This window comes from Oculatella sp. LEGE 06141, from assembly GCF_015207605.1.
In the GTDB taxonomy this organism is placed as follows: Bacteria; Cyanobacteriota; Cyanobacteriia; order Elainellales; family Elainellaceae; genus Oculatella.
The window spans coordinates 1-21560 of sequence record NZ_JADEWO010000022.1; the positions used below are offsets into that span (position 1 = coordinate 1).

At 51.2% G+C, this 21560-nt stretch carries 15 protein-coding genes and 1 pseudogene; 15 read left to right on the forward strand and 1 reads right to left on the reverse strand.

Annotated features, from left to right (window positions below; all coding sequences use genetic code 11):
• The 15 genes and pseudogenes from IQ268_RS15800 to IQ268_RS15870 form a co-directional block, all read left to right on the forward strand.
• Nucleotides 1-817: pseudogene (locus IQ268_RS15800) on the forward strand (hypothetical protein); the annotation flags it as partial.
• Between the two features lie 38 nt (nt 818-855).
• A complete protein-coding gene (locus IQ268_RS15805; RefSeq protein ID WP_193880817.1) occupies nt 856-2067 on the forward strand; it encodes a DUF4157 domain-containing protein in 1212 nt (403 codons plus the stop codon).
• A gap of 22 nt (nt 2068-2089) precedes the next feature.
• On the forward strand, nt 2090-3322 hold the full coding sequence (locus IQ268_RS15810) for a DUF4157 domain-containing protein (protein ID WP_228035419.1): 1233 nt from the start codon (nt 2090-2092) through the stop codon (nt 3320-3322).
• Nucleotides 3323-3746: 424 nt separating this feature from the next.
• Nucleotides 3747-4403 (forward strand): hypothetical protein, encoded by a 657-nt coding sequence (locus IQ268_RS15815; RefSeq protein ID WP_193880822.1) that lies wholly within the window; start codon nt 3747-3749, stop codon nt 4401-4403.
• 42 nt (nt 4404-4445) lie between these two features.
• A complete protein-coding gene (locus IQ268_RS15820; RefSeq protein ID WP_193880825.1) occupies nt 4446-4736 on the forward strand; it encodes a hypothetical protein in 291 nt (96 codons plus the stop codon).
• Nucleotides 4737-4765: 29 nt separating this feature from the next.
• Nucleotides 4766-5959 carry a hypothetical protein gene (locus IQ268_RS15825; RefSeq protein ID WP_193880828.1) on the forward strand — a complete coding sequence of 398 codons (1194 nt, stop codon included), beginning with the start codon at nt 4766-4768 and terminating at the stop codon, nt 5957-5959.
• A 2-nt stretch (nt 5960-5961) separates the two neighbouring features.
• Nucleotides 5962-6465 (forward strand): phage baseplate assembly protein V, encoded by a 504-nt coding sequence (locus IQ268_RS15830; RefSeq protein ID WP_193880831.1) that lies wholly within the window; start codon nt 5962-5964, stop codon nt 6463-6465.
• Nucleotides 6466-6489: 24 nt separating this feature from the next.
• On the forward strand, nt 6490-6858 hold the full coding sequence (locus tag IQ268_RS15835) for a hypothetical protein (protein ID WP_193880834.1): 369 nt from the start codon (nt 6490-6492) through the stop codon (nt 6856-6858).
• 6 nt (nt 6859-6864) lie between these two features.
• Nucleotides 6865-7227 carry a GPW/gp25 family protein gene (locus IQ268_RS15840; protein WP_193880837.1) on the forward strand — a complete coding sequence of 121 codons (363 nt, stop codon included), beginning with the start codon at nt 6865-6867 and terminating at the stop codon, nt 7225-7227.
• Nucleotides 7224-10259 carry a putative baseplate assembly protein gene (locus tag IQ268_RS15845; RefSeq protein WP_193880840.1) on the forward strand — a complete coding sequence of 1012 codons (3036 nt, stop codon included), beginning with the start codon at nt 7224-7226 and terminating at the stop codon, nt 10257-10259. The genes IQ268_RS15840 and IQ268_RS15845 overlap by 4 nt, the downstream gene beginning before the upstream one ends.
• Nucleotides 10256-13648: a putative baseplate assembly protein gene (locus IQ268_RS15850; RefSeq protein WP_193880842.1), complete on the forward strand. Its 3393-nt coding sequence runs from the start codon at nt 10256-10258 to the stop codon at nt 13646-13648. The genes IQ268_RS15845 and IQ268_RS15850 overlap by 4 nt, the downstream gene beginning before the upstream one ends.
• Nucleotides 13645-16221, forward strand: coding sequence for a hypothetical protein (locus IQ268_RS15855; RefSeq protein ID WP_193880844.1), 2577 nt, complete (start codon nt 13645-13647; stop codon nt 16219-16221). The genes IQ268_RS15850 and IQ268_RS15855 overlap by 4 nt, the downstream gene beginning before the upstream one ends.
• Before the next feature lie 9 nt (nt 16222-16230).
• Entirely contained in the window at nt 16231-17607 is a 1377-nt protein-coding gene (locus IQ268_RS15860; RefSeq protein WP_193880845.1) for a DUF6519 domain-containing protein, read from the forward strand.
• Entirely contained in the window at nt 17607-18554 is a 948-nt protein-coding gene (locus tag IQ268_RS15865) for a DUF6734 family protein (RefSeq protein ID WP_193880847.1), read from the forward strand. Before IQ268_RS15860 ends, IQ268_RS15865 begins: the two co-directional genes overlap by 1 nt.
• A 377-nt stretch (nt 18555-18931) precedes the next feature.
• Nucleotides 18932-19603 carry a metalloregulator ArsR/SmtB family transcription factor gene (locus tag IQ268_RS15870; RefSeq protein WP_193880849.1) on the forward strand — a complete coding sequence of 224 codons (672 nt, stop codon included), beginning with the start codon at nt 18932-18934 and terminating at the stop codon, nt 19601-19603.
• A 119-nt stretch (nt 19604-19722) separates the two neighbouring features.
• Here the strand turns inward: IQ268_RS15870 and IQ268_RS15875 are convergent, their stop codons facing one another.
• Complete coding sequence (locus IQ268_RS15875; RefSeq protein WP_193880851.1) at nt 19723-21498, reverse strand: Rieske (2Fe-2S) protein; 1776 nt, start codon at nt 21496-21498, stop codon at nt 19723-19725.
• Between the last annotated feature and the right edge of the window lie 62 nt (nt 21499-21560).

Genomic DNA, 21560 nt, shown 5'->3' on the forward strand with positions numbered 1-21560 from the left:
ACCTCCACCTCCACCTCCACTCCGACTCGTTCCACCACCACCGCCAGTAGCTGCACCACCACCGCCAGTAGCTGCACCAGCAGCGGGTGCAGCAGTAGGTGCAGAGGCAGCAGCGGGTGCAGGTATCAGCACAACTGCGGTTACTGTCACTGGGGTTGCTGCGATCGTCGCAATTATGGTCGTTGCTGGAATTCAACTTTGGCAGCTTGCTAGATTTCAAGAGGCACTCCGTGCCGAAGGGTACATTATTTTAGAAAATCCACTGGGTTTATGTATTGGTGGCTGTCACTTACCGTCCCGCCCTATCCGTCCTGCATTCCCAGATTTTCCATTTGAGCCAATTAGTCCTTTCCCCGCACCACGGCTTCCCTCTCCACCACCTGATGCCATCATCGAATGGCTGCGAAGTCAGCCTCGAAGCCCAACCCAACCCCAGCCTCATCCCCAGCCTCACCCCCAACCTCAGCCCCAACCGGAAACAACACGTCGTCGCAGACAACAATGTTTAGAAAGGAATCCAACGTTTCTAGTTTGTGAAGATGAGGTTGATATGGAAGAAGCCGTTGTTAATTTTCTGCTAGATCAGGGCTATGGTCCTGAAGATCTGGGTGATTGTCGAGGAGTGGGTAGTTTTGCTTCAGGAGCGATAGACGCTTGCGATGCTGCACCAGGTGAGCGCTGGCACTGCCGAGTCAGTGGGGGAAATGAAGTTAGTATCTTTGGTTGTCTGTGTTGCCGTGAAGACGGTACTACTAGTTATGAATGGAGAAGTCCTCACTGGTCTATCAATCTGTCGCGCCGAAGACCAAGAAGGTAAGGTGGCTTTTATAAAGAATTGTTAGGAGGACTGCTGGAATGGGACAGCGATCGCCTTTTTTTCCCGTTCAAACGACAATACTGCAACGTCAATGTGCTGCCTGTGGACAACATACGGGCGCAGGCAGGAAATGTCCAAACTGTGAACAACAATCAGCCCTGCTCCAACGGCGTTCTGCTCACCAAGCTGAGCCTTCAGACGTGCCGCCCATTGTGCATGATGTATTGAACTCACCGGGACAGCCATTAGAGACAAGTAGCCGCCAATTCATGGAATCTCGGTTTGGTCAAGACTTCAGCAATGTCCGAGTTCACACCGATACTAAAGCTGCCGCATCAGCAAATGCTGTGAAAGCTCTAGCTTATACAGTTGGACATCATGTTGTATTCGCCGCAGGACAACACACACCGACTACAACAGGAGGGCAACATCTGTTAGCTCACGAGTTAGCTCACGTACTCCAGCAAGGCACACTCCATACCAGCACCAGCACCATAGATTTTGCCAATGACTCTTCATCTGCAGAAGCCAATGCGGATGCGGTAGCGGATGCGGTTCTGGCAAGTCACCCGATTGGGGGAATTGTACCCTCCAGACCAACGATACATCGTCGGGCAGCCCCTTACATTAAAAAAATTACAGTTCATTTAACTCCACCCCAAACGGCAGATTTAGAATGGGAGGGCACACCACCTGCTACGGCAACAGGCAGTGATCATTTCACTGTCTCTACTGGGAAGGGGTATAGCGATCCTGGTGATCCGCCGAGAACCTGTACTCGCAGTTGTTGTAGCGATCCTATGACGCAATGCGCGCCACCCTGGAATCGACCGACCCAAGTAGGAGCTTGTTGCACTTACTACGGCAATACTTTTTGGACAGGTACGCCGCGTGAAGAACACAATGGATGGCAGTGGTGGACTCCAATTCAGCCTTATTACGCTTCGCGAGGAATTGCTTTACATCAACACTCTACCGTTACTGGTCAACCCATTGGTCATGGTTGCGTACGTATGGATGAACCTAACGCCAAGCGAATTTATGACTTCTCTAATGGTAGACGTACCAATGTCACGATCGATGGTCGAGCGGCACCTGTTGCCTGTGATGTTTCTCAACAGTGCGGTTCTACCAGTACGGATATGGGAGGTGGAGCCAATGGAGCATTAGAGGAAGCTACGAGGGGTGTTCAGTTTGCTGCGTTAGAAGAAATGGAGGCTATTCCTGGTTTGGAAGGGATCATGTCCTAAATAATCGCTGGAGGTGTAGGAAATGAAGTCGCGATCGCCCCATTTAACACAAAACTCATCTTTCAACTCTACTCAGACCAGACAGCTACAGCGTAACTGTGCGTCTTGTCGCCAACATCCTACTGTCAACAGTGCATATTCTGCTCACCATAGAGAACCCCCTTTACAACGTCGGGCAAACAGCCAGACTGAAGCCAGTGTGCCTTCCTTAGTTAACGTGGTTCTCCGTTCACCCGGTCAGCCAATAGACTCGCACACTCGTACAATAATGGAATCCCGCTTCAACCAAGATTTTAGCCGAGTCAGATTACATACAGATGCTCAAGCAGATGCTTCAGCACAAGCAGTTAACGCGTTAGCCTATACAGTTGGACAAGATATTGCCTTCGCCAAGGGGCAATACAAACCTCAAACGCTCGAGGGTCAGAAATTACTTGCTCACGAACTGGTTCATACTTTACAACAGCAACGGACTACACCAGTTGCATCAAACGCACTGACTGCTAGCCCATCAGACAGTCCCCTTGAACACGAAGCAGATAGCTATGCAGAGAGTATAGCTAATTCAATACCTGGCGATGTTTCACCAGGACTGCGGAGCCTACAACGACAACCTGCACCCACATCAACGGCTACCCCTACTCCTGCCCAATCCCCCAATGAAGTAATTGCCATTCGTCTTGACCACCGTGAGTCAGGCGGACTGGGACGATTCGATACATTACTTTACCGGGATTGTCGGATGAAAGTGCAGTTCCGCATGAACTTTGCGTTCTTGGGAACCTGGACAAATGAACGAGAAAAACGAGATTGGCAAAATCGGTTCATTACATCAGTACAAACGGCGTGGAGTAGAGCGCATCGTCTCCGAATAATAGGAGATTGCCCGTTTGGCTGTTCTGAGGTAACACCATTTGTGACCATTTACGCACCTCATACTATTCCGCATGTCAGTGTAAATGTTACACACACAACAACCAGCATTACCAGTAGAGCAGGCTCTGGTAATGCCCATTTAGACAGCCTGGATTTGACCCCTACCTTAAAGCGCACTGGCGTTGAAGAGATGGTGCCAGCAATCCATGAATTTGGACATCTTGTTGGCCGTCGAGATCAATATGTAGCAGGAGGGTGTGCGCCCGGATATCCTCTTGCAGGAGTCATGTGTTTCGGCAACACAATCACGACTCAAGATTATCAACCTTTTGCAAATGCCCTCAACCAAATGACTGGCTGTACCTATGATGTCGTTTAACTGGTGCGTGGAAAAAGGCTATAACAAGCTGTTGCAGGCAATGTGTGTCGTCTGCGTGATTGCTTTGAAGGTTGCTGTGACTCCGATCAAGGTAATAGTTCTACATCACCCCAAATCGCGAAATTTCTACAAAGTAAAATGAAGCGATCGGCCTCAATTATTACAGATCTACTTGAAAATATTGCTGTTTTCGGCAAAATCAGTCAAGATAGGGCTAATTGATAGAAGTGACAAAAGATAAAAACCACAAAAGATAAGCTCATTATCCTACGAAGAATGATGTCCGTGGCCTTGGCATGACGCAGCCCGATCAAGATGTAACGCATCAGGATATAACGCGTCAGATAGATAAGGTTTGTAGTTCCCGAATCGAGCAGCTTATCCAGGTTTCATGTGGAAACACTTGTAAAAAAGGATGTTTTCAATGACTTCCTTTCCACGTTCGCCTCGCGTGCTCAAAGGTGCGATCGTCGGCGTTGATTTGTTCAACCCTGTTTCTAGCATCATTGTGTTTCAATATAATCCCGACACAATGACCCGTACCTTGCAAGCCAGGTCGGCCAGTGAAAACGCGGCTCGTGCCGAAGCAATGCGTCTGGGAGGTGCGCCAACAGAAACCATCAAGCTGGATGTAGAAATTGATGCGACCGATCAACTAGAAACAGGAGATCGTGTGACAGCCGCATTGGGAATCCATCCTCAATTGGCGGCAATGGAGATGTTGATTTATCCCAAGAGCGCTTTAGTCATTGCCAACACGGTGTTGTTAGGATTAGGTACATTGGAAATCGTGCCGCCCATTGGCCCTTTCACGCTGTTGATCTGGGGAATCAAGCGAGTATTGCCGGTTCGCCTCACCGACTTCACGATCACTGAAGAAGCCTATGACACCGATTTGAACCCGATTCGAGCCAGGGCATCGTTAGGATTGAGAGTGTTAAGTTACAACGATTTATCATTAACCAACCCAGGATATCATCTATTCCTCGCCCACCAGGTTGCCAAGGAGGTGTTTGCCAGTATTCAAAGTGTTCGGAACGTTGGAGCTATTGCTGGTGAAGGGATTGATCTATTGTTTTAGATGTTTTAGAACCGTGTTTTAGACAGGTGTTTTAGGAGCACTATGTTTGAGCATACAAGCCGCTATTATACACTGGAAACAGCGATCTACACTGATGCGGACGGTCGTATGCTGGCTTACAAACGGCGACGGTTTCTGCCATCCAGTGAGACAATGCCGCTGCTGGCAGAGGTAGTGGTGACGCAGGGCGATCGCCTCGATTTAATTACAGCTCGTCATTTGGGCGACCCTGAACAATTTTGGCGGATTTGCGATGCCAACCATGCCATGAATCCCACCGACTTAACGGCTGAAATTGGTCGCACCTTACGCATTGCCATGCCCCAAAGCTAACTCTACATTTCCCCAACAAGGAGGAAATAATGCTGCTCGGCATTCACCTCACGCTCATGCTTGGTCCAACGATTGCGGTTCCGGCTCCGCCGACCATCGTTGAAGCGCTGACGGGCGTAGAAGTGACTCACAGCGATCGCGACCGTTCTGGATTTCAACTCACCTTTGAAGTGGGGCGATCGGGGGGGCTTGACCTGCTGGATTATAGTCTACTCACCAATCCCTTGCTGCGACCCTTTAACCGCGTTGTGCTGTTGATTCGCTTTAACATCATACCCAAGGTTTTGATGGATGGGATTATTACACAGGTACAACTCTCGCCCAGCAACACACCCGGAGCCTCTACACTCACAGTAATGGGCGAAGATGTCAGCTTGATGATGGACATGAAAGAGCAGCCCCATGAGCATCCTGCCCAAAATGAGAGTATCATCGTTCGCAAAATTATTCTCAGCTATCCCCAATATGGTTTGTTGCCAATGGTGATTGACCCTCCGGCGATCGATTTCCCCAATCCAACTCAGCGGATTCCAGTGCAGAACCAAACTGACCTGCGCTATTTACAAATGCTGGCAGGTCGCTATGGTTATCTGTTTTACATCAAACCGGGCCCCTTACCCATGCAAAACATCGCCTATTGGGGGCCACCAGAGCGCTTACCAGTGCAGAGACAAACTCCGCTTTCGGTAAACACAGGCCCCAATAGCAACGTTGATTCAATTCGCTTTCAATACAACTCATTAGCGCCGGTGCAAGTATCGGGAACCATACTGGACAGCACTCTCAATATCCCGATGCCCGTTTTGCCGCTTCCCATTAGCACTCGAATTCCGCTTGCCAGTCAACCCGCATTGCTCTTCAATCAGCCCAATGTTCGCACCCGCATGCTCACCCGATGTTCCGCTGGGGAAGATGGGATGCCATCAATGGACAACCAGCAGGAAGCGCCTGTAGGACTCACGTTTGTGCAGGCACAGGCACGCGCTCAGGGAATTGTCGATCGATCCGTGGATCAGGTCGTTGCTGCGACCGGTGAATTAGACGCATTACACTACGGTGATATTTTGGAAGCTCGCAGCATTGTGGGTATTCAAGGCGCGGGGTTTAGTTACGGCGGCCACTTCCATGTGCAAAGTGTGACGCATTCCATTCGCAAAGGAGAGTATAAACAGCGCTTCTCGTTAGCGCGGGAAGGAATCGGTTCACTTACTCCAGTGGTGTGATTATGTCCTGTTTTTTTGGCAAATATAGAGGCAAGGTAGAGCAAAACTTTGATCCCGAAAGCCGGGGGCGCATTCAGGTCAGCGTCCCTGAGGTTTTGGGAACTGGACGCTTGAGTTGGGCCATGCCGTGTGTTCCCTATGCCGGAATTCAAGCCGGACTCTATGCGGTGCCACCTAAAAATGCCAACATTTGGGTTGAGTTTGAAGGAGGGAATCCAGAAAGACCTATTTGGACGGGGTGTTTTTGGGGCTTGGGAGAAACACCTGCCCTTGCCCTGGTTCCGCCTCAACCGGTGCAGCATATTCTGTTACAGACCACTGGACAAAATACCTTGCATATCAGTGATGCACTCGATCCAACGGGTGGCATCCTGCTGAAAACTGCGAAGGGAGCCATGATTGTGATTAATGATGTAGGAATCACGATTACTAACGGTAAGGGAGCCAGTATTGCTCTCGTGGGTAACATGGTCAGCATCAATGGAACGGCACTTACAGTGATTTAAGTCTGATGAATGGGAGGCGGAACGGTGTCAGGATTACTACTTCATGCCATGACCGGAACCGGGATGCAATGCACTCACCTTGCACCTGTAGCCATTGTTCCAGACCAAAAAAACGTGTTGGTGAACGCTCAGCCGGTGGCGACACTCAAAAGCAAACTAACCGTTGCAGGATGCCCGTTTCAAATTCCTCCACCCGCTGGACCAAAACTTCAGCCCTGTGTAACGGTGCAGTGGGTGATGGTATCCACGCGGGTGTTTGTCAATGGTCAACCCGTATTGCTACAACCGCTACCCGGAAAGGGAACGGGATCAGGAATTTGCCAAAGTGTTGAACCCATACCGCAGGGCGCGCCGATCGTAAAAATGATGCAAACGCGAGTGATAGGAACGTGAGTAGCCATGAACATTGATTTCCCCTTTCACATCGATCGAAAGGGGCGAACAGCCACTACCACCGACGCGGCTCACATGGATAACCTGATTGCACAGGTGCTGTTCACCAATTTAGGAGAGCGTGTTAATCGTCCTGATTTTGGCAGCGGCTTGTTACAACTGGTTTTTTCGCCTAACAGTCCCGAACTGGCAGCAACGCTACAATTCACCATGCAGGCCGCTCTCCAGCGCTGGTTGGGTGATGTGATTGAAGTTCAAACGTTAGATGTAGCGCATGAAGAGTCTACCTTGCGGATTCTGGTTCGTTACCGGGTACGCCAAACTCAGGAACTGCGGACAGCTACCTTTGAGCGCAGAGGGCTACGATGATGACAGCTTCTACATCTCCCTCCCCCTTAACTTGCCAGAATGAACAGCGCCGTTATGCCGTTCGAGACAGCGATCTGAATGGACTGGATTATCTGGAAGTGAGTGATGATCAGCTTACACTCACGATTTACTTTTTAGGAAAAGCGCCCGATACCATCCGCAAAGAGAATGTCCAGATTGATGGCGGCCGGCGGATTCAGGATATTCGAGTCGAGCATGTACAACTTCATCACCGTCCAGAACCCGATGAAGATGATTGGATGATGGTGACCGTCAACCATCCGGGCGACTTCTCACCTTACAGGTTGCGTGTGGTTGACGTGGATGCACAGGGACGAGCCACCGATCGCCCACTCTCTGGCTTTGATGAACGGTACGCGCATCTGGAGTTTAACTTTAAAGTCAATTGTCCCAGCGATCTCGATTGCCAGACATCCACCGTGTGTCCCCCTGAGGCCTTTCCCAAACCGGAAATTAGCTATCTTGCCAAAGACTACGCCAGTTTCCGTCGTTTAATTCTCGATCGCCTTTCATTGCTCCTTCCCCATTGGCAAGAGCGGCACATTCCCGATCTGGGTATTACACTGGTTGAATTATTGGCCTATGTGGGCGATTACCTCAGCTATTATCAAGATGCGGTTGCCACAGAAGCGTATCTGGAAACAGCGCAGCAACGGATCTCGGTACGTCGCCATGCTCGCTTAATGGATTACGCATTGCATGAAGGCTGTAATGCTCGTGCCTGGATACATGTGGCGATCGCGGATAGCAATGAATCATGCCAACCTGATGAGATTTACTTTATTACCAGCTACAATGATGCTCCAGAAGACAGAAGAAGTTTGACTCAGGACGAGTTGCGGAGTATTCCCTGGAGCGAATATGAAGTATTTGAGCCGATCGCCCTTCGTCCTCATCCGGGTATCGAGATTCACCCAGAGGACTTGATTGATATCAAAGGGCTGATTACTCAATTACAACAGGCTGACGACCCCTTATCAGCCTATCTACATCAACAGTTTTCTGCTTATACTCGGCGATTGCTGCGCGAATATGATGCCACCCAGTCGCCCTCTCACTCGCTACACCAAACGTTAGCCGCAGAATTAAACCGCCAGATTAAGAGCGATCGCCTCTACACAGCTGCTCGGTTTGCCCACGTTCTGTTAAGCGCAGGAACAGAGCGACGGTTGCAGCAACAGCCGCAAGGAGATGCCCTCCAGCAATTACATCGCTGGCTGCTCGAAGAGGCATATCCTCAAGCGATCGCAAAAAGTAAGCTCTACTTTTATGAAGCACACAATCAAATTTCTATTTATACCTGGGGCGATCGCCAGTGCTGTTTACCGCACGGCAGCACCTCTGCCACGCTTGAAGATCGCTGGATAGAAGTCTCTCTGCCGCCACCACCCGATGAGCCTCAGCCAGACGCAAAGCTAGTGAAACGGCCTCCTAAAGCAGACTCAAAAGGGAACCAGGATGAGCCGTCCCAGCAGAAATCTAGCGTTGATTGCCCTCCAGCAGAACCCATCGTCCGGAGACGACGAACCTTGAACCTGGTTGTGGGAGATGTTTTGATATTCGAGGAAATCAAAGGAGCAAAGACCGGAAATCCTGCCGATGCCAATCCGGCTCATCGCCATGCGGTGCGCTTAACCCAGGTGCAACCGACAGTAGACCGACTCACCGATCGGCCCATTGTAAACATTGAGTGGGCGATCGCCGATGCGCTTCCGTTTCCTTTATGTGTCTCTGCAATTGGCTCTGCGCCCGATTGCGCTCTGATGACCGATATCAGCGTTGCCAGAGGAAATGTCGTTCTTGTGGATCATGGACGCACCATTGAAGCTGAATCGCTGGGGCGTGTACCCGTTGCCATGAATGAGCTGAAGTGTGAAGGTGAAGGGCGCTTGGCTGAAACAAGGATTCTAGCCGATCGCTTCCAGCCACGTTTAGAGAAAGTTCCATTAACCTTCAGCCAACCGCTTTCAATAGATAGCTCTGCCACAGATTTATTGCACCAAGATCCACGTCGCGCCCTGCCGCAAATTCAACCCCTGCATGGACTGCAACATCGGCTCGATCGCATCACAGAAACACAGTGGAGCGTGCAGCCCGATCTACTCAGTAGCCGTCCTGATGACTATCACGTTGTTGTAGAGGTTGATCAGCGAGGCATGTCCCATTTGCGGTTTGGGGATGGCAAATCAGGACGCAAACCCGATGCCGAAACCACATTCACAGCAACATATCGCATGGGCAACGGACGGGCCGGGAATGTGGGTGCTGAAGCGATTACGTATCTGGTATGGCGGCACCTATCAATTACTGGACTCTCGATCCGACCACGTAATCCCTTTCCAGCCCAACGTGGCACCGATGCAGAGCCGATCGCCGAAGCCAAATTGTTTGCCCCCCATGCCCTGCGTCGAGAGTTGCAGCGAGCCATTACCGCCGAGGATTATGCCCGTTTAGCCGAACAACATCCTCAGGTACAGAAAGCGTTTGCGACGCTGCGCTGGATGGGCAGTTGGTATGAGGTATTGGTGGCGATCGATCCAATCGGCAGCACTGAGATGAATGATGCCCTCCTACAGGAGATTGCCGGATATCTCCATCGCTACCGCCGGATGGGTCATGAGCTGATTGTCGCTCCAGCACAGTATGTACCGCTGGATCTGGCTCTGCTGGTTTGCGTGTTGCCTCACTATTTGCGGGCTCAGGTCAAAGCCCAATTGCTGGAGCAATTCAGTAACCGGAGATTGCCCAACGGTCAGCTCGGCTTTTTCCATCCGGATAACCTGACCTTTGGAAGTGCGATCGCCCTCAGCCAAATTATTGCGATCGCCCAATCGGTACCGGGAGTGGAAAGTGTAACAGTGACAACGTTAGAACGACTGTACGAAGGGGCTAATCGCGAAATTGAAACCGGGGTTTTGCCCATCCATCCGATGGAAATTGCCCGGTTGGATAATGATCCCAACTTCCCCGAAAACGGTCGGCTCCAGTTGGAGATGCGAGGTGGACGATGAACAACTCCTGCGGCTGCTGTGAAGGTATTGAAGCCCTGACCCCGATTCAGCACGGCACTCCGCCTGGATTCGATGCCATTGCCTACCGAGTGGGCACCTATGCCACCTTTCTGGAAACCATGAAGGCGCGTCTCTCCGATCACGACTATGCTGGACTGGCAAAATTAACGACGCGTGCCAGTGATGATCCGGCGATCGCGCTATTAGATGCGTGGGCTGTTGTTGCTGATATTCTCACGTTTTATCAGGAACGAATCGCCAATGAAGGCTATCTGCGAACGGCCACCGAGCGACGGTCTGTGCTGGAACTGGCGCGGCTTGTTGGCTATACCTTACGTCCGGGGGTTGCTGCCAGTGCCTACCTGGCCTTTACCGTAGATGATGGCTACACGCTGGAACTGGAGGCAGGCATCCGCGCCCAAACGATGCCCAATCCGGGGGAGTTTCCGCAGAGCTTTGAAACGAGTGAATCCATTCTCGTTCGTGCTGAATGGAATAGCCTGAAGCCACGATTGGCGCGGCCTCAACGGCTCACACCGCAAACGGACGTCATTTATATTCAGGGCACCGCCACCCGGCTCAATGCCAACGATCCAATCCTGATTAATCCAGAAGATGCTGCGCTCAATGTACCCCTTAATCATGCTGCGGTGGCAGCCAATGGTACTACCAATGGCAGGATTTCTGCTGCTCTGTATCGCGTCGAAACCGTCGTTGCTGACCAGCAGAGCGATCGCACCGCAATTACAGTTAAACCGTGGCAGGCCCTTCCTCCTGACCTTACTCTGCCTCCAGCTAAAACGCCTGTTGATTTGGGTGAGTTGATCAATAAACTGGCTGAACCGATTCCAGAACGGGCGATTCCACCCCAGTCTCGCCAGCGTTTGGGGCGCAGTTTGGCCAGCAGTTTTGCCGAATCCTCTGATCTGAACCTGCAACTCCTGACGCAAAGCCAACCCGCATTGAAACCGTCGCTGTATCGAGCCTGGAGTCAGGCCAATGTCACGTCTGCTGTCCCCATTAAAGTACATGCGTTACGCTTAAAAGCCGCGCCGTATGGCAGCACTGCACCGTTGAGAGCGACCCCTAATGAAGATGGCACCGTTACCCATCGCGAATGGGATTTAATTGAATCGGGTGAACCCATCAGCGAATCGTTTGAAATTACAGTCATCTGGCAGGACGATTTTTCCTACGGTTACGCTACGCCCTTTGGAGTGATTACTACCACGATCGGCATTTCCGACTTTCCTGTTCAAACCGACCAGCGATCGGTGCAGCCTGAAACCTTTGTGATTGAATATTCTGAGGCCGACGAAACGATCGCCGTTACGACCACGATCAGCTCACGGCAGTCTACATTCATTCGTCTCCAGTTTTCAATGAGGCAGCGTGAGACGAGCATTGTCATAGACTTTGATACCCAGGGGCAATTGTACGTTACCAGTGAGGGAACGAACCCCACCACTGTGATTCAAGCCGTTAGCGATCTATCCACCCCAGCGCGAGACGTTCGATTACCGGGCGCAGGCACCCATCTGTTATTTGATGAATTATCAGACGCCTCCTTTGCCGCAGCAAGGTTCACCGAGCAAGCGTTGGTGATTCAAGTCCGGGGTAGTTTGCAGTGGGTTCCCTCTTTTAGACGCACCGAACAGACCGACGTAGTATCCATGGATGCGGCATACAGTCAGATTCTACCGGGCAGTTGGGTGGTATTGGAACGTCCCAGCGATCGAGACGATCGGCAAAAAACAATGATCATTGACCGGGTTAAATCCGTGAGCGATCGCGCCCGCACCGACTATGGCATCACGGCGCAAAGTACCCAAATGCAGCTTCACCACGACTGGCTCGACTTTGGCGGTGAAACAGGAGACCGCTTTGATGTGATTCGTGATACCACTGTCTTTGCTCACAGTGAAGAACTGGAATTAGCCCCGGCTCCCATTGATCCCATAGAAGAACCCATTTGCGGCAATATCATTGAACTCGATCGCCTGGTGCCCGGTTTAGAGTCGGGGCGCTGGCTGATTGTCACTGGCGAACGAACCGATATTTCGGGCGTTAGCGGCGTTATTGATACTGAACTGGTGATGCTGGCAGGCGTTGAACAAACCTTTGATCCGGATTTGGGCAACGATCACCCCCACAGCGTTTTGCATTTGGGTAATGACCTGGCCTATTGCTACAAGCGCGATACGGTCACCATTTATGGCAATGTGGTGCGATCGACCCACGGTGAAACTCGTGCCGATGTATTGGGTAGCGGAGACGGCAGTCAGGCAATGCAGCACTTTACCCTGCCCCAATTACCATTGACCCATCTTGCCGCCCCCACAGCCAAAGGCAGCAAAAGTACTCTGCAAGTCAGCGTTAATGATATTGTTTGGCACGAAACCGAGAGTTTGGTGTATTTAGGTGAGGACGATCGCGGTTACATGACTCAAACCAATGCCGAGGGTAAAACCAGCGCCATCTTTGGCAATGGCAAGAATGGGGCGCGTCTGCCCACGGGGTTAGAGAATGTCAAAGCCGTTTACCGTACTGGCATCGGCAAAGCGGGTAATGCCCAGGCTGGGCAAATTAGTCTCCTGCTCACCCGTCCGCTGGGGCTGCAAGCGGTGACCAATCCCATGCGGGCATCGGGTGGAGCCGACCCAGAGAGCCGCGATCAGGCGCGTCACAACATTCCGTTGGCTGTTATGGCACTCGATCGCCTGGTTTCGGTGCCCGATTATGCTGATTTTGCGCGCACCTTTGCAGGGATTGCCAAGGCCAGTGCCGTGTCTCTCTCGGATGGACGGCGCGAACTCGTACATTTAACCATTGCTGGCGTGGATGACGCTCCTATTGATGTCACATCTGATCTGTATCGCAATTTTGTAGAAGCGTTACATCGCCTGGGCGATCCTTATCAACCCGCTCAGGTTGATATCCGAGAATTGATGGTGTTGGTGATGAGTGCAAAGGTGCATCTATTGCCTGATTACCTCTGGGAGGGCGTTGAACCCCAGATTCGCGCAGCATTACTCGATCGCTTCAGTTTTGATCAGCAAGAGTTAGGTGAAGATGTCGTGCCGAGTCATGTCATTCATACCATTCAAAAGGTGGCAGGGGTTGCAGCCGTTGATTTAGATGTATTGGGCGGCATTCCCGAAAAACTGACCGATGCCGCTACAGGCAAACGCCGACTCCTCACGCCTAAAGAAATCTCGGCGCAGGTGAAACAGTTCATTGAGCAGAGCGCCCAGCAACCCAAAAACCAGCCGTTACGAGTCATGGTGAATCTTGCCAGGGCAGAAGCAGGCGTGATCGTCCCTGCCCAAATTGCCTTTCTCAATCCAAATTTGCCAGACACGCTGATTCTCACGAGGGTAGAGCCATGAATCAGGGACGCGATCGCCTCTACAATTTGCTGCCTGCCATTTATCGGCTGCGCGACGCCGACCACAACCATGAACTGCAAACACTACTACAGGTGATCACCGAGCAGGTCAATGTTGTTGAAGCAGATATTGGGCAACTCTACGACAATTGGTTTATTGAAACCTGCCAGGATTGGGTGGTGCCCTACATTGGCGATCTGGTCGGCTATCGTCCAGTAGATGAAGCGGGGCGCTTTGGTGATATCACAACGCCACAGGGGCAACAGCTCAATCAGATTTTGGTATCTCGATCGCAGGTGGCAAACGTGGTGCGCTACCGACGACGGCGAGGCACACTGGCGCTGTTGGAACTGCTGGCGCATGATGTAGCAGGCTGGTCGGCTCGTGCGGTCGAATTTTATACCTTACTCAAACTCACGCAATCTCTCAATCACCTGCGATCGGCTCATGGAGGCACAGTGGATTTGCGAGACAGTGAGCAGCTCGATCGCCTGGATGGAGCTTTCGATTCCCTCTCGCATAGCGTTGATGTGCGTCGCATCAGCTCACGTCATGCCCGTGGCTATCACCATAGCGCTCATGTGGGGCTGTTTGTCTGGCGGCTAAAGGCGTATCCCATTACTTTTACTCAAGCCTACTGTTTAGAAGAAGCTGGCTCTCATGCTTATACCTTTAGCATTTTGGGCAATGATTATCCGCTATACACGCGTCCTGAGTTAGAACCCGACCCGACTCATATTGCCAATGACCTGAATGTGCCCATGCCCATTTCTCGTCATCGGCTTGAGGAGCGCCATCCCATGAGTGGGCGATCGCACGCCTCTGCGGACTATTACGGCATCGGGAAAAGTCTGGCAATCTGGGTGCGAGACTGGGCCGGATACGATCCCGATTTGCCCATTCCACGTGAAGCGATCATTCCGGCTGACCTGACGCGCTGGCACTACCGTCCACCGCTCAACCACATTGCGGTTGATCCACAGCTCGGTCGGATGGCGTTTCCCGTTGATCAATTGCCGTCTAAAGAGGTACGAGTCTCCTTTCACTACGGCTTTAGCGCTGATATGGGGGGAGGCGAATACCAGCGCCCGTTGTCTCAACCAGCAGAGGTCTGGACTTTCACCCCTGCTGATTTCAGGAACCTGGAACGATTCACAATTAAACTCAAAACGGGAACGGCAGAACCCATTGCTTTATCAAACTATTTGAAAGCACAGTTTTCGGCCAGTACGCGGCAATGGTTAGACGCTTATCCGGGATCGGGTGAACCGTCTGATGCGCTTCGTGATGCGCTTTTAGTCGAACTCAATCGTCTGATTCAAGGCAACAGTTTATACGATCCCGATCGCTTTGTCGGGATTCAACTCTCGCCTGCAACCCAACAATTGATCGCCCAGGTTCCCGATGGACGCGATCGCATCCGTCTAAACCGCAGGTTGCTTGAAGAAGCCTATCCGCGCCAAATCGCCAGGAGTTTTGCCTTGTATCAAGTGGGTGAGGGCGATCGCCTCAACCAAATTCTGCGGCAATGGCGACGAGAACGTCCACGTCAGGCTGTGATTGAATTGACGAGCAGCCGGGTGGTTGTAGAACAGATCAATATTCAACTGCGAGCAGGGCAAAGTTTGCAATTGCGGGGTGCCAATGGTGCTCGTCCCACCTTGCGCCTGTTGGATTGGCACACCGATTTACCCGATAGTTTACATATCACGGGGGAATCGGGCAGTCGCTTCACGCTGGATGGATTACTGATTACAGGCCGGGGGGTTCAAGTCACTGGCAGTCTGGCCGAATTGACGATGCGGCATTGCACCCTCGTTCCGGGCTGGATACTTCGCGGCAATTGTGAACCACTGCGACCCGCCGAACCTAGTTTGGAGATAGCCAACACCTGTGTCAATGTGGGAACTCGCGTCACGATCGCCCACAGCATTTTGGGGTCCATTCAGGTCAATCAAGACGAAGTCCGCACCGATCCGATGCCGATTTACATCAGTGATAGTATTCTCGATGCCACCAGTCCTGAACGGGAAGCGTTGGGTGCGCCGGGATGTGCGATCGCCCATGCGGTACTCACCATCGTTCGCACAACCGTCATAGGAGAAATCTACGTTCATGCGATCGCCCTGGCCGAGAATAGTATCTTCAATGGTGTCCTAAAAGTGGCTCGTCGTCAGCAGGGATGTATGCGGTTTTGTTATTACACCAAACCTGGTTCGCGTACGCCTCGCCGTTATAATTGCCAGCCCGATTTAGTTGAACAGGCTGCCGAACAAACAGTGCGAAAATCGGACACCACCCACTCGCCAGACCTCTTGACTGCCATTGCCGCCGCCCAACAGCGCGAGCGAGAGCGCGTTCGTCCTCAGTTCAACAGCACGCGCTACAGTACACCCGCATATTGCCAACTGAGCCACGCCTGTGCTGAAGAAATTAAACGGGGTGCCGATGACGAATCAGAAATGGGCGCGTTTCATCAGCTTTATCAACCCCAACGAGCCGCCAACTTACGTGCTCGCTTGGATGAATATCTGCCTGCTGGAATGGAGGCTGGCATCATCTACGTAAGCTAGGAGGACAGAATGCAGGGCGATTTCTCTCGTGATACATTTGCCGTTCAAAAACACTTTCGCCGTGTGCTCAAGCAGCAAGGGCGAGTGGATCTTGATGCGGATTGGAATGAGCAAATATCCATTTTGCTTCACTATTTGCAAACGCTAACGGCGGATTTAATTGGGCCGCATGGTGGCCCTGCTGGGCACAGCGGCTTTGAGGTGAGTATTGATTGGCAACATAAAACCATTGGTATTGGTGCAGGGCACTATTATGTAGCAGGAATTCTGTGTGAAAATGAAACGCCCTGTCACTATTACCACCAACCTGACTGCCAGCTCGATCGCAATGATGAGGACTATAAGCTACCCAAGCTGCCGTTTCTGGTCTATCTCGATGTTTGGGAACAGCATGTTAGCGCCGTTGAAGATAGCAGCATTCGTGAAGTGGCCTTAAACGGTGCAGACACCGCAACGCGCAGCAGAGTGGTTTGGCAGGTTAAAACGGTTCATCTCAATTCTGGCAGCAGTGATTGCGCCAATCTCGACCCCAGTTGGGATGCGCTGGTTGAACAGTGGCAACCCAAACACCGCGGACGGATGAGAGCCAAACTGCAAAATGTTGATCAACCGCCCTCAACCGATCGCTGTACGATTTCTCCGGATGCTCGTTATCGGGGCGAAAATCAACTGTATCGGGTAGAAATCCATCAGAGCAGTCCGGAAGAGGGAGATGAGTTGAGTCAGGGTGCCACGTTCAAATGGTCACGGGATAATGCTTCGGTGGTGTTTCCCATTCGATCGATCGCCGTGACGCAGGAGAATGATGATCCTAAAACCACCGTTTTGTTAGAACACCTGGGACGCGACAGCCGCTTTGGATTGGCCGCAGGCAACTGGGTAGAAATTGTCGATCATCGCTCCACCTGGCATCAGGGAGTTCATCCATTACTCCAGATTGAATCCATCGATGTGGTAGAACGACGCCTTGTTCTGAAGGGTGCACCCGCTCATGGAACTCGCTTTAATGAGGCTCACCATCCTTTACTTCGCCGTTGGGATTCGGCGGGTGCGATCGATACACGGTCTGCGGCAAATGACGGTTGGATTCCATTAGAAGATGGCATTGAAGTTAAGTTTGAAGCCGATGGTGCATACCGATCGGGCGATTATTGGTTCATTCCAGCGCGACGGGCGATCGCCAACATTGAATGGGAAATGGATCACGACCAACCAGCAGCACTGCCGCCTCACGGCGTGATGCATTACTTCGCGCCGCTGGCTGTTATTGCTAGCGATCGATATTCGGGTCAACGTGTGGTTCACGATTGCCGTTGCACTTTTACATCGCTTGAGTGTCGGCCCTATTACGGTTCAAACATGGGCGTAGGTGGAGAGCAAGTATAATGAGAGCCGTGTGGTCTTTCTGGACAAAACCCTTTCAAACGCATCGCCACACTTTCTGGAACAGCAACAAACATCATTGGTTTTCCTGGGTGGTGTCCGTTGAAACAGCAAGACAACACTATCCGCAAACCTATTTAGTGACGGATGATGCCGGAGCGCGCTTACTCGTTGATCAACTCAAGTTGCCGTTTGTATCGGTTTCAACAGCGCTCAATTTACTCGATCGATGTGATCCCGAATGGTGGACATTAGGAAAACTCCTCACCTATCGTCAACAAACTGAACCATTTATTCACATTGATAATGATGTGTTTCTCTGGAAGCCATTAGCGCAGCAGGTCGAAACTGCGCCCGTGTTTACACAAAATCCAGAATATCTGGATCAGGGACAATGGTGTTATCAACCCGAAGCATTTGAAACCGCCATTAAGCAAGTAGGTAATGGCTGGCTGCCCGCAGAGTTGGAGTGGTATAAACCTGGGGTAGCAAACCGTCGAGGAGATTGTTGCGGGTTGTTTGGCGGTAGTCACATTGATTTCATTCGACATTACGCTACCTCTGCTCTAAAACTGGTGCTCCATCCGGCGAATCGGCTGGCATGGCAACACCTTCAAAACAAAATGGGGCACATGGTACTGGTGGAACAATATCTGCTGTCTGCCTGCGTGGATTACCATAAAGCACAACCCCACTCGCCTTTTGCGGGCATTGATATGCAATATGTTTTTCGTTCAGCCGCCGATGCCTTTAACCCAGATTGTGCCACGGCGGCGGGCTACACCCATCTGATGGGAGCAAAACGGCACCGGGGCATCTTAAATCGGTTGGAACTGCGAGTACAACGAGACTACCCAGAATATTACGATCGCTGTCTTTCAACGGTTCTTGCTTACAGCAGTTCTCAATCGAGTCAGCCACAGTCTCGCCAAGATGGATGTGGGATGTAGGGTTTGAGGTGTGGTGAATGAAAATGGCTGTAAGTTGCGTTCAATACAATTAATGTTGTAGAGCAGGATGCCAAAAATCTTAGCAAGATTTATCCCAATACTCCTCCACAAATCAGAGTCGTCTGGAAGGAGTTTAATCTTCCATTCCCGGCCATGAAATTCCCGACCATGAAAAGGTTGTATGGAAGCTCTATCGGCATTCCGCTACACGGTGAGGCTCTCATTGGGCAGTAGAAAGCTAACCAATAATGCTGGGGTAGGCAACGAGTCATGCCACCTCCAAAACGTTATGGGCTAGTCCTGCGAAAAAGGATAGGCGATCGCCATTGACTTTGTAAAGATAGTTCTTTACTTTGTAAATAGGTAGAGCGCAAATTATGACAAAAAAGATACAAAAAGAAACCGCCGCGTCCTGCGGAACGCTCCGCGAACGGACACGACGGGCGATCGTGCAGTTATTAAAGCAGGAAGGACGTTTAGATGCAGAAACCCTCGCCTCCCATTTTGGGATTACGGCAATGGCCGTGCGACAGCATCTCTATGCTCTGCAAAATGAGCAATTGGTGACTTATGAGGAAGAATCTCGCCCAATGGGGCGACCTGCTAAACTGTGGCAGTTGACGGCCGCTGCCGATCGCTTTTTTCCCAATGGATATGCAGAACTGACGCTGAGCTTATTGAATTCCGTGAAACAAGCATTTGGTGAAGCAGGGTTAGACCGTTTGCTAGACGTGCGTTCTCAACAGCAGCTTGATAGCTATAACCAGCAGATGAAAGGCAAGCGATCGCTGAAGCAACGCTTGCATAAACTGGTTGAGATCCGCACGAATGAAGGGTATATGGCAGAGTTGCAAACTCAGGGAGACGGGTCATTTCTATTGATTGAGAATCACTGCCCCATTTGCGCGGCTGCTACGGCTTGTACTGGACTTTGTACGAAAGAATTGGAGGTCTTTCAAGCCATCCTGGGCAATGAAACAGCGGTTCAACGAGTTGAGCATATCATCGCTGGAGAGCGACGTTGTGCTTATCAAATTAGCCAGGGTTGAATGGCACTGAAACAAAGCTGCGCCATCAGTATAGACTGGGCTTCGACTACGCTCAGCCCTCGTTGGTGAGGGCTGAGCGTAGTCGAAGCCCGGAATAAACGCACTTATTTCACTGCCATTCAGCCAGGGTTGGCTTCTGATTCTGTATCTTCAAAGAGTCGATCGCCCCGATGGAGCCGATAGGCCATCTGGTAAGTTTGCTCTTGCGATCGCATTGTCGGCGCATGAGCCGCCAAATATCGTGCCGCTGCCACCAGTACAGGTACTCCTTCGCTCGGATCGGCAAGTTGGGAATACAAGCGGAATGCAGCGTCCATCGATTGAATGACGTGAAAATCTCGATTCTCGCGCAGCATGAGTTTTGCCAGCATTGCCATTAAAGCCCTGGGGTTGCCACCACTGTAAAGATATTGCGCGACCAGCCGTCCGGTTTCATTCACCTGTTGCTGGCGATCGAGCAGGTCAGGTAATTTTTCCAGTAAAGCTTCAGGATTGGCAACGGTATCTTTAGCATCTGGTAAGCGAGCAGGTGGCACGTTGAGGAATCGGTTCAAATGAACGCTCATGGCTGCATCGAATACACCCCGAAGTAGTTCAACGGTTGGAACTCGACGAATCCCTTGCTGAACAGCATTGGCAAAGGTAAAAGGGTGATGGGCACTGTTCCAATCTCCATGATCGTTATTCGTGTGGAATCGGGCAACGCGCAGGGCCGCCGCATAGGTGACGGTTTGGGCTAACTGTTCCTCTGTACAGCCCGATCGCAACGCCTCTAATAAACTATCGGCGATCGCCTGAGCATCCTCTCCCAACAATACTGAAAGGAGTTCCGGGGGTTGAACCCATTGCCCTTGATAAGATTTTCCAGCCTCCAGCGCAGCAGGCAATTGCTCAAACGCACCGTCTAGAATTGCGACCAAATCTACTGGATACCGCCATGAACTTGCTTCTTCCATACGAGTTGCATTGGCTAGTCCTGTGACCAAACTTGCCAGTACCGATTCAGCTTCCTGCCAGCCAGTCGCATCCAAAGCTTCCAATGCTTTGTTGATAAAATCCAGCACATGACCCACATCCAAATAACGGTGATCGGTGGCGGCTGCAAATAATATCTCGGCGATCTGAGTCCGGCTGATTCCAAGTTCTATCGCGGTTACTAAACACCGTTCAGCCGCCTCGCGATCGCGCTGTTCAATAAACTGACGAAACCAGGCTTTTAGAGTAGAAAAATCCAGGTTCGTGGTGGGCAGGGGATGAACTCGAAAATGCGGAGGTGCTGCTGCACTGTCACGAGCAACGGCAGAAAGTCCTTGATAGAGGGCACGGGGGTAATCGCTTTCATTCATATACGGCAGTAGATTCATCATGCAGGTGAGCATGGTTAGCCCCGTATCCCATCCAGTTTTGTTATAGCGAGTGCCAAAGGATAGTCCGACTTGAAAAGGTGCCGTTGGGGCAACTTTCAGATCCAGTAATGCAATTACCGATTTTGCAATGACCAGCGAAATCCCTTGTTCCAGTCCATCCTGTAATCGTTGCTGCTGATGAACTTTAAGATTGCTCAGAGGTGCAACATCTACCCAAATTTCTCCATCTTGAATTTGGACAGGAAACGATCGCACATCATCTGCCCAGGAATCGAACGTGCCGCCGCTTGCCAGGTCAAACCGGGCATAGTGCCAGGGACAGGTGACAATCCCATCCTTGCACACGCTACCGTGTAGGGGAAAACCCATGTGCGGACAACGGTTGTCGATCGCATAGACGCGATCGTTGCTGTAGAACAATGCAACAGGTTGCTGGCTCAACCGCACGAGTAACTGCCCTTTTTCCTGTAGTTCTGCCAGGGTTGCGGCGCGGACAAGCGATTGAGGTTGGACTGAAGTGGATACCATATTTCTAAAGGAAATTCTTTAGAAATATCCTAAGCAAGTCTCCCCGGTTTGTAAAGACTTTT